The sequence below is a fragment of the Acidibrevibacterium sp. genome, assembly GCF_049965395.1.
Classification (GTDB): domain Bacteria; phylum Pseudomonadota; class Alphaproteobacteria; order Acetobacterales; family Acetobacteraceae; genus Acidibrevibacterium; species Acidibrevibacterium fodinaquatile.
In genome coordinates this window covers 8,963-12,170 of record NZ_JBMFWJ010000066.1, presented here as the reverse complement: position 1 = coordinate 12,170, position 3,208 = coordinate 8,963, and the positions used below count along the sequence as shown (strand labels likewise).

Here is a 3,208-nt window from a genome sequence, read left to right as displayed (position 1 = left end):
GCCCGCGCGCCCAAAGCCGCGCCAGCTTGCGACCACATCCGCCCCGGGTCGAGTAGGTAGATAGTGCTTTGATTCATCTTGGTTATCTGCGTTCATGGAGTTTCAGATGGTTGCGAGGCGGCGGGACATCAGTTTGACGCTGACGATGTAGAGCCAAGTCACTGCGCTTCCGATTGTCGATCCGACATCCTTTGCCAAGCGGCGGTTGCGGTTCAGCCAGGCGAAGGCACGTTCGACCACCCAGCGGCGTGGCAACAGAACAAAGCCCAGATATACGGGGCTTCTCCGGAGTCTCCCAAAGGCCGCTATAGCCCTGCTGAATGCACAGGGATCAAGAAACAGACTATCGAAGCGCTCAGCGGGCATCGTCCAGGCTGACGTGACGGTGGGGCCGGGGAACTCTCTGCTCGCCGCGAAAAATATGTCCTATAATTTACACTAAATTATAAATTACCATCCATGGGTAATTTTCTGCACGCAGTTTCGCCGGTGGTCACGAGACTGGCCGTCCGGCGGGATTTCTCCGCAAGGGCTATTCCCTCTTTGACCACATCACTGGGTTGGGGATTGGCGGGTATGTTGGGCTCATGCGCGCTCCGGGGCGAACGAGGCAAAGCGGGGAGGTCGGGCGTGCGCCGGTGGCTGCTCGGATGGCGGCGGGCGCGGCGAGGGGCGGTTGCGCTCATGGTCGGGCTCGCGCTCCCGGTACTCATTGGTGCGGCTGGGCTCGCGGTCGATGTCGGGCTTTGGTATCGCGAGAGCGCGAGGCTGCAGATGGCGGCCGATGCCGGGGCCATGGGCGCCGCCTATCTCCTGCAAAACGCTTCCGCCCAGGCGGCGGATTTCGTGACCGCGGCGAGCACCGAAATCCAGGGGATCAGCGGCGGCCATCTGATCGGAACCCTCGCCGGTCCGCCCGCGGTCAGCGTGATCGCCGGCACCAGCGTCACCGTGACCCTCTCCAGCCAGTCGGATCGGTTTTTCACCAATCTATTTTCGAGCGCGCCGGTGATGCTCGCGGCGAGCGCGACCGCCGGGCTCGCCGGCGGCACCGCCTGCGTGCTCGCCGTCGGCACGACGCCGCAAACCGGCATCGACGTCGAGAATAACGGCAGCATCATCGCGACCGGTTGCAGCGTGTTTTCCAATTCCGCGACCAATATCGCCTGCAATGGCCCGGGCGCGCCATCCTATGATTCGATCTATGTCCGCAACGGCACGGTCACAGCGAAAAGCGTCGCCGCCGCCGGCACCGCCTGCATCAACACCTGGAACGGCAACACCCAGGTCTCGCCGGCGGCTTCCTCGGGCGCGCCGGTGGAGGTCAATCCGCTCGCCAATCTGACCCCGCCGCCCGCCACCGGCTCCTGCCAGCAGGCGCCGAGCGGGCATGGCACCTGGACCCTGCAACCCGGCACCTATTGTGGCGGCCTGCAGATCGGCAACGCCTCGACGGTGAATTTCGCGCCCGGGGTCTATGTCATCACCGACGGCAATTTTACCATCAGCGAGGGCTCCACCATCGGAACCGCCGCCGGCGTCACCTTCTATCTCGGCGGCAGCACCCCCGGCGCCATCGATTTCGAGAATTATACCAACACGAGTTGGGAGATGTCGGCGCCGACCAGCGGGCCCTATGCCGGGGTGCTGTTCTATCAGGACGCCGGCGCCAATGGCACGCCGCCGGTCAATACCATCGTCGGCAATTCCGGCCTCACTTTGGCCGGCACGATCTATACCCCCTACGCCCAGCTGCAGGTGACCAACAACGCTCATCTCACCTATCCCGGCAGCCCGACCCCGCTCGGCGAGGGGCAATGCCCGAGCGTGTCCCCCGCCCCAGGCGCCGGGCTCAACGTCATCGCCCAGAGTATCGAGGTGCAAGGGAGTGCCGTGATCTGCGCCGGCGGCACCACCGCCAATGCTAGCGCGCAAACCCGGGTGGTGCTGCTGCAATGAGATTTTTTTCCGCCTGTCGCGCCCTGGCCGGCGCCCGGCGCGGCGCCGTCGCCGTCGAATCGGCGCTCGCGATCACGCTGGTGCTGGTGCCGCTCTGCCTCGGCGCCGCCGATCTCGGCGTGGTGTTCGCAACGCAGGCGCGGCTTGATCAGGCGACGCAGGCGGCAGTTCTCGCCGCCTGGGGCAATACCGCCGCCGCCAGCCCCGCCGCGTTGCAGGCGCTGGCGACAGAAGCCTATGGCACCGCGCCGCCGAGCCTGGTCATGACCACGCCGAGCCTGGCCTGCGTCTGCCTTACCGTCGCCAGCGGGCAGGAGACTTCGACCCCGGCGAATTGCGGCGGCACCTGCGCCAGCGGCCAGATGGCGAGCTATCTTTCCCTCTCGCTTTCCGCCCAGGTGACACTGCCGGTGCCGCTCCCGGCGTTGCCGGCGGCGGTCGCGCTGTCTTCCGGCGGCACGGTACGAATCCAGTGAGGGGGCGCAGGTCATTGTGGCGCGATCGGCGCGGGGTCGCGGCGCTGGAATTCGCCCTGACCGCCATCCCGGTCCTGATGCTGCTGCTGGCGACGGTCGAATTCGGGCGGCTGTTCGCCGATCAATACGCGCTCTCGCTCGGCGTCGAGCGGGCGGCGCGGTTCGCCGTGGTGCATGGCAGCCAGTCGGTGCTGCCCGCCTCGGGGGCAGACATCTCGGGTCAGTTTTATGCCGCTGCCGCGCCGTTTCTCGGTGCCGGCGCGGGCGGGGCGGCGGTCAGCGTGACTTTCACCCCGGACAACACGCCGGGCAGCGTGGTCACCGTCAGTGCAACCTATGGCTTCCTGCCGGCGAGCCTTCTCGAGGCAATTCCAGCGCTGACCCTGAGCGCGCAAGCGAGCTATACGATCCAGAACTGAATTGGCCTCGGAAGCACTGAAATATCAACTAAAAGTAGAATTATCTTGAGCCCGGACAGGAGGCTCTTGCTTGGTTTCGACATGGGTTTTGGCCGCCTCCGCCATAACAGTCGCAAAAATAATCCCAGACGTTAACGCTTTGCAAACCCTCCTCATGGTTGAGTGACCTCGGCGCGCAATGCCCGATTGGAGGGGGATTGGCCTGCCGGGCAAAAGGTCCGCGTGTTGCGCTTTCCGCGCGAGAGATCGCGCATCAAACACCGGAGGAGTGAACAATGATTTCCTATCTCAAAACCTGGCTGGCGCTGAAAACCGACCGGCGCGCGGTGACGGCACTGGAATATGGGCTGATCG

3 protein-coding genes and 1 pseudogene are annotated in these 3,208 nt (G+C 65.0%); 3 read left to right on the top strand and 1 reads right to left on the bottom strand.

Going from position 1 to position 3,208, the window contains the following annotated elements; genetic code table 11:
• Positions 1-102 precede the first annotated feature (102 nt).
• A pseudogene (locus ACP5M5_RS13575) lies at positions 103-291 on the bottom strand (IS5/IS1182 family transposase); the annotation flags it as partial.
• A 339-nt stretch (positions 292-630) separates the two neighbouring features.
• Between ACP5M5_RS13575 and ACP5M5_RS13570 the strand changes: the two are divergent.
• Genes ACP5M5_RS13570 through ACP5M5_RS13560 form a run of 3 tightly spaced genes read left to right on the top strand, consistent with a single transcriptional unit; the run spans position 631 to position 2,854 of the window.
• Entirely contained in the window at positions 631-1,959 is a 1,329-nt protein-coding gene (locus tag ACP5M5_RS13570) for a pilus assembly protein TadG-related protein (RefSeq protein ID WP_427938207.1), read from the top strand.
• Positions 1,956-2,435 (top strand): TadE/TadG family type IV pilus assembly protein, encoded by a 480-nt coding sequence (locus tag ACP5M5_RS13565; RefSeq protein WP_427938205.1) that lies wholly within the window; start codon positions 1,956-1,958, stop codon positions 2,433-2,435. Before ACP5M5_RS13570 ends, ACP5M5_RS13565 begins: the two co-directional genes overlap by 4 nt.
• Positions 2,436-2,449: 14 nt before the next feature.
• Positions 2,450-2,854 carry a TadE/TadG family type IV pilus assembly protein gene (locus ACP5M5_RS13560; RefSeq protein ID WP_162800536.1) on the top strand — a complete coding sequence of 135 codons (405 nt, stop codon included), beginning with the start codon at positions 2,450-2,452 and terminating at the stop codon, positions 2,852-2,854.
• Positions 2,855-3,208: the final 354 nt, after the last annotated feature.

Bases quoted from the DNA above. Each gene is read 5' to 3' on its own strand.
- ACP5M5_RS13565 (WP_427938205.1), top strand. From the start codon at position 1,956: ATGAGATTTTTTTCCGCCTGTCGCGCCCTGGCCGGCGCCCGGCGCGGC.